This window comes from Moorena sp. SIO3H5 (genome assembly GCF_010692395.1).
In the GTDB taxonomy this organism is placed as follows: Bacteria; Cyanobacteriota; Cyanobacteriia; order Cyanobacteriales; family Coleofasciculaceae; genus Moorena.
In genome coordinates this window covers 1-6,455 of the sequence record NZ_JAAHHS010000416.1, presented here as the reverse complement: position 1 = coordinate 6,455, position 6,455 = coordinate 1, and the positions used below count along the sequence as shown (strand labels likewise).

Below are 6,455 nucleotides of genomic sequence, written 5' to 3'. Positions count from 1 at the left end.
TGACCCAACGATAAGCATTAAGCCAAGTTTTCCATACTTTATGAAGTTCTTTAGATGGAAACACCCTGATCTTCAAGACACTGTTTGGTGTCAACTTCACCGTCTGGTTCCGAGGTTTTTTCTTGTACCGCTTTGCTGACTTGTTTTTGGTATTTCCGGAGTCCGTAAAGCCTAGCAGAGAAACAGTGGAGGATGGACAGGATATCTTCGACCAACTCTTGTTCTGGGGACAATTTGCGTTCATTGAGAACCACGAGTTTAACCTTGCCTTTTTGGCACAACCACTCAAGCAATGGAAAACCAAATCTAACTGCTCTGTCTGGGTAGGCGATAACAAATGCTGAGATATCACAGCTGTATATTCGTTCCAGTATTTTGAGGAACTTGCGCCGCTTAAAATTGAGTCCTGACCCAATTTCTGTAATAACTTCTGCGTTTGGGTATTTTGCCCGTAAAAATTGAGCTTGTCGATCGAGGTCATCCCGTTGGGAGTAGGTAGAGACTCTTGCATAGCAGACAATGGGCTTAATCTGCGGAGTTTCTCCTTCGACACAGAACCGCCTTTGATTCCCTTTTGTCCTGATACTGTCGAGTCTCCCTTCTTTGTCCCACCGCCTAAGAGTTGAGATCGAGACTCCGAGGTGCTCGGCTGCCTCTTTTGGAGTGACATATTTTTTCATTGACCGTGAACCTTACTAAATCTAGTATACTTAACTTTAGTAAGGTTTGCTAAGGCTTAGTAATATATCTGGCTAATAGTTACACCTCTGTTAAATTATCATGTTTCAAACTACTCGCCGACGCCTTGCTCTGTGGTACACTACAGTTACGGCAGTGTTACTGTTATTATTTGCAACTGGTGTCTATCTTTATGTCCGCCACACCCTGATTGAACGGGTTGATGACACCCTCAAACATGTCGTAGAAGTGGTAGAGCGATCACTGGTGATTCAACCTGTGGATGATGGCGAGATTCCCTACCAATTCAACATTGAAGCAAGTTTTCGAGACAATAGTGATGGGGTAGAAGATGACCACATTGACCTGGAGTGGTTTAGTCCGAAGGGGGATTTGCTGTGGTCAACCTTCTCAGAACCCTTAACTATTCCCTTAAAGACCAACACCACTAGGGCAACAGTTCATTTATCAGCAGAGCATCTCCTGCGACAGTTAACCCAACCGGTGCAAATCGAGGATTATATCTTGGGTTATTTACGGGTGAGCCACCCATGGTTTGAAGTCACCAAACCCAGCCACCAACTGATATTTGATCTGACTCTAGGTACAGTGGTGATGATTATCTCTACTGGTGCTATTGGTTGGTTACTATCTGGTATGGCTATGAAGCCAGTACGGGAGTCCTACCAACGGCTCAAACAATTCACTGCTGATGCTTCCCACGAACTGAGAAACCCAATTGCAACGATTCAGACTAACGTGCAAGTTGCTCTGGGGGATCCCGATTTGGCATCTGAGTTGCAACGGCACCAACTCCAAGTGATAGAGCGATTAACCCAGCGCTTAGGAAAACTGGTGAATGACCTGCTGTTTTTGGCTCGTGCTGATAGCGGTATGGTAAAACCCCAGTGGCAATTAGTCCACCTGGATGCTTTGCTAATGGAAGTGATCGAGGAGCAACAACTGATTGCTACAGAAAAACGCATTTCTCTGTACCTGATTGAAATCCCCAATCCCGATCACGGAGAGAGCACAGAGCAGACAGAGGAAGAGATCGGGGCTGGTGACGTATTTCTGTCAGCTTACCCTAGTAAGGAATTCCAAAATCCAACATTCGACGAAGATGCCTTTACCCTTGAGGGGGATTGGAATCAATTGGCACGTTTATTTACCAATCTAGTGAATAACGCTGTGCAATACACACCTGCTTCTACCAAAACTCCAGGGGAAGCATTTATTCAAGTGGAATTACAACAGTTAGAAGCTCCCAGCAAAGGTAGGGCAAGAAATCTGGAATTCCTCACCGGTCGTTACTCATGGGGAGGACCCCCAAGACCGCGCTACCTCCTTCAAGTTAAGGTAACTGATTCTGGTCAAGGCATCTGTGCATCAGCATTACCTCACATTTTTGATCGCTTTTATCGAGCTGATCCAGCTAGACCCTATGATACAGCAAAAGGAGCTGGGCTAGGTTTAGCGATCGCTAAAACAATAGTTGAGAATCACCACGGTCAAATCGAAGTTGAAAGCACTCTCAACCAAGGCACAACGTTTACGGTTACAATACCCGTTTTTAGAAAAAACAATGTTGACAGTTCTGTCGAAAAGGAGTAGGTATGAAAGACATTCCCGTAGCGTGGCCTATTGGCCAAGGTTCTGAGAATATGTCAATTCCTAAACAGAAGGATAGGAAATTCACTTGACTAGCATTGATTTTAGTTTTCCCATCTCCTTAATTTATGAGAATGTTACTGTATAGTTACTGTATAGTAGTGAGTGCTTAAGAGCTGAGTTTTTATATAAACGTACTACCAAACCTCAATAATTTGCTCAAGCTGGATTAATTAGTAATAATGTTTAGATCCACAATCAGGATTTACAATACTAGCCAACTCCGGGTCAATGATCTATTACCAATCACTAATATCTAAAAATTAATATAGCGTTTCTTGTAGCTATAAGGTACACATACTTTTTGCCTCTTCCCTCTTCTGACTTACCTCTTCACTCTTTCCTATTTTATGCTCCCTGCTCCGAAGTCCCTAAAACCCAGACATTTGTACCTCACAAGTCGTAGAATTGCTATATCTAATATCTAATATCTAATACTATCATGCTATCGTATCTAATACCTAATAGCTAATACCTAATTTTGTAAGAAAGCCATTGAATGTCTCTTTATCAGGCAAAGAGGGCTGAGCTCCAGGCTTAGTAACAGCAAGCGCCCCAGCTGCAGCTCCCCATACTACCGCTTGCCGCAAGGGTAACCCTTTGGCTATTGCCACAGCCATTGCACCATTAAACGCATCTCCAGCCGCCACAGTATCCACAGCCTCAACAGAAAAAGCAGGGACGAAGAAAGATTCAGAACCAGTGGCACAGAAAACCCCCTGCTCTCCTAAGGTCACAATCACCGTATCCACACCTCGTTGCAACAGTACTTCCGATGCGTTCTTGGCTGACTCTATGGTATCGACAGGAAAATCCACTAGTACAGAGGCTTCCAACTGATTTGGTGTCATAATATCCACCATGCCATACAGTTCCTCTGGCAACTCCTGAGCTGGTGCTGGGTCAAGAATCACTGGACAACCCACTTTCTGAGCTGCCGCTGCTGCTAAGAGCACGACGGACATGGGAATCTCCAACTGTATCAATAAAACAGCGGCTTCTGGCAACAAATTACTGAGGCGTTCCACATCAGTTTCATTAACATGCCCATTAGCACCAGCCACGAAAATAATGGTATTCTCCCCAGCCTCATCCACCGAAATCACTGCAATCCCAGAACTCACCCCCTCCTCAACCAAAACGCTATCAGTGTCAACACCCGTTACCCCTAGACTGTGGCCTAGCTGAGTTCCAAAATCATCACTACCAACGCGCCCCACCATTTTAGTGGGGATACCCAAGCGTGCCACCGCCACAGCTTGATTTGCCCCTTTCCCACCAGGGGCAGTAAAAAATTCATGGCCTTGTAGTGTTTCACCTGGAACTGGTAACCGGGAAGTTTTGGCTACCAAATCCATATTGATACTGCCGAAAACAATAACTGGTTTCATCGTTAACAGAATTAAAAGTTAGCAAGTTGAAAGTTTAAAATAGTTACAAGGCAAGGAAGCTCAAGTTGTTCGCGTAGCGTGGCCATAGGCCAAGGTTAAACGTTTTAACTTTCAACATTATAACCTAAAAACATTCCAAATTAATGGTAACAAAAACCAGAATTGGTTTGATATTTAATTTAATAGAGTTACCTTTAACAAAGTTCCAATTTATGTATAAAGGTTAAAATTGAACGTTTTAACCTTAAACTTGTGCTCCCTGCGCTCCCTGCGCTCCCTGCTAACCTACCTTTCACCGAACGCCAAAGGCGAACAACCCGCCAACCTACCTACCTACCTACCTACCTGCCAACCTGCCAACCTGCCAACCTGCCAACCTACCCTATACCAAACGCCTATGAGCGAACAACCTTCTAACCTTTTACCCTTCAACTAATGCATCTATAAAGCTGGTTTCAAACCAAGAAGCTTTATCAACCGCTCAATGTCGAAATATTCATTCATCATCTGTTGCATACACTCCACCTTAATTGCTTCATGGAGATGTACTTGACCAAAAGAATTGTCAATAATCTCAACAGTAGTGAGGGTGTCTAAATCAACGGAAAGTACTGGAATTTCAAACTCTTCAGCACGTCTGAGAATAACCGATTGAGGCTGAACTTGACCGGTAAGGATTAAACAGTGAGTTGAGGTTTCTAGAGCAGCCATCTGAAGGTCTGGGCGATCGCCTCCCGTCACCACCGCCATATTAACGCCCTTCCGTAGATACTTCAGAGCAGCATTGACATTCATCGCCCCAATGGTCAATGTTTCCACCATCAAATCCAAACGGTCAGGGCAGCATAGCACTTTAGCTTGCAACTGACGTACTAGTTCCCGAACACTAACACTGCGCAACAGATTATTTCTCGGCATCATTCCCAATACTGGAATTTCTTGCCGTTCCAGAAACGGTTTCAATGTTGTTTTTACCCTTGATAGCTGGTCTTGGGGAATATCATTAATTAAAACTCCCAGTAAGCTTTCTCCCAGACGTTGCTTAGCAAATAACAACGCATCTGCTAGTAAAACCGAGTTAAAACGAGCCACCAATAAGACAGCAGCATCAATTGTCTGAGCAACTTTTGGTAATGATAAGTTAAACAGAGTCCCTGCACTCAAGGTTGCTGCTGCTTCCATCAAAACTACATCACTATTTAGTGGTTGGAGATAGTCTTGAAGAGACTGACGGTAATCGGTTGAGTCTTGTCCTCCCAATCGTTTTTCAATGGTTTCAGCATCCATAAACAGCAAAGGCGATCGCACCATGTTTTCTGGCAACTTAAGTATGTCAGTGATAAACTGGACATCTTCCTCTATGGTTGATCCTTGATTGCTACTCAAAAAGGTACCCAGTGGTTTACAGTAGGCAATCGTTATCTGTTTTGCTTGCAGTTGATCGGCAATTCCTAGGATTGTTGCTGACTTACCGCTGTAAGCTTCTGTTGACCCAATTAGTAAATACTTAGCGGATTGTGCCACCCCTTATTTACACTCCTATAACTAGAGAACTGGTTGTTTATTCATCAATGCGTAGCAGTTTGCGGTAAAATGCCTTGGAAAAATCCGTTATACGCGATCGCTTAAAGTTCATAATCACTTCGATTAAGTAATTCACAAACTCAGAATTTTGCATAGTCAGTTCATAACTGAGATCCGCGTTACCATCAAATTGTAATCGGCAACGAGTTAGTTCCGAAGGAAGATTAGATACAAACCAAGTAGCAACAAAGGGAATACTATCACCGCCTTCTATCTGGCGACGACCTTCCAAAGACCCTTGTTGGTAGAGGCTAATTGCTATAGGTAAAAGATTGCGTTTATTACCCTGGTAGTAGGGAACATAAATCCCGACAGCTCCTTTGTCGGCAGGCTTAAGTTTTTCGATCGACATGGCTGAATATCACTCAATTGCCGTTTATGGTATTGATATAACTATTCCTATGGAACAATCTCCGTGATGCAAAACCCATCACGATCAGATGATTAGTCCAGGAAAACAAGTATTCTAATACATTACATTGAACTTTCCTATAGGTTAAGCTTATCCCCACAGTTTATAATAGGGGATGGTGTGTTTATTCCTACAAGAAGCGTGGATAAAAGTTGATTGAGTCTCTAGTCTAGCCTCAACGGGGATTAGCCTTGCAACCTACTGGGTAAACCGATTTATACGTAGTAGAACGCTTACCAAACCAAGTGTAACGATTATCCCGAATCTGCTCATAAACCTGATCGCCTAAGGACTTCACCCCAGGCATTGCCCGATAAGCCGATACAAAGATATTACCCAATGGCAATAGACGCCCAATCTCTTCAGCGGCATCACTTCCTTGCCATCGGCAATCATCCGAAGAAGCATCGATCAAAATCATACCCATCTCACACTCGCCAGGTGTTACCCGTAATTTGCCGCAAGCTTCTTGATCCTGCATGGGTATGTAATTAAATAGCTTGCCCTGATCCAGATTTTCTAATAGCTGTACCAGAGTCACACAAAGATTACAGTCGCCATCGTAAATAACGTGATATCCCATTGCTGCCTCTTTCCTAAATCCTAGTTTATCTGCCCCAAAATAGCTTATAACGCTATGTTTGACTACTACTGTAGTCCTAAACATTGCCGAAGCTTGCCATATCAAGTTTGAATTGAATAGTTCACCAAGGGGACCG

General features: G+C 43.6%; 6 protein-coding genes. 1 reads left to right on the top strand and 5 read right to left on the bottom strand.

The window, feature by feature from the left end:
* Positions 1 to 50 precede the first annotated feature (50 nt).
* Positions 51 to 680: an IS607 family transposase gene (locus F6K52_RS29940; RefSeq protein WP_293087377.1), complete on the bottom strand. Its 630-nt coding sequence runs from the start codon at positions 678 to 680 to the stop codon at positions 51 to 53.
* A 100-nt stretch (positions 681 to 780) separates the two neighbouring features.
* On the opposite strand from F6K52_RS29940, the gene F6K52_RS29935 reads away from it, so the two are divergent.
* Positions 781 to 2,292, top strand: a complete 1,512-nt coding sequence (locus tag F6K52_RS29935) for a HAMP domain-containing sensor histidine kinase (protein ID WP_293087375.1) — start codon at positions 781 to 783, stop codon at positions 2,290 to 2,292.
* A gap of 518 nt (positions 2,293 to 2,810) precedes the next feature.
* Here F6K52_RS29935 and rbsK read toward each other — a convergent pair.
* The 4 genes from rbsK to F6K52_RS29915 all read right to left on the bottom strand — a co-directional run bounded on the left by rbsK (position 2,811) and on the right by F6K52_RS29915 (position 6,319).
* Positions 2,811 to 3,740: a ribokinase gene (rbsK, locus tag F6K52_RS29930; RefSeq protein WP_293087374.1), complete on the bottom strand. Its 930-nt coding sequence runs from the start codon at positions 3,738 to 3,740 to the stop codon at positions 2,811 to 2,813.
* Between the two features lie 441 nt (positions 3,741 to 4,181).
* The gene (locus F6K52_RS29925; protein WP_293087373.1) at positions 4,182 to 5,264 is read right to left on the bottom strand and encodes a phosphotransacetylase family protein; all 1,083 of its coding nucleotides are present in this window, start codon (positions 5,262 to 5,264) and stop codon (positions 4,182 to 4,184) included.
* Positions 5,265 to 5,301: 37 nt separating this feature from the next.
* Positions 5,302 to 5,676 (bottom strand): type IV pilus biogenesis protein EbsA, encoded by a 375-nt coding sequence (ebsA, locus tag F6K52_RS29920; RefSeq protein WP_293087372.1) that lies wholly within the window; start codon positions 5,674 to 5,676, stop codon positions 5,302 to 5,304.
* A 235-nt stretch (positions 5,677 to 5,911) separates the two neighbouring features.
* Entirely contained in the window at positions 5,912 to 6,319 is a 408-nt protein-coding gene (locus F6K52_RS29915) for a DCC1-like thiol-disulfide oxidoreductase family protein (RefSeq protein WP_293087379.1), read from the bottom strand.
* Between the last annotated feature and the right edge of the window lie 136 nt (positions 6,320 to 6,455).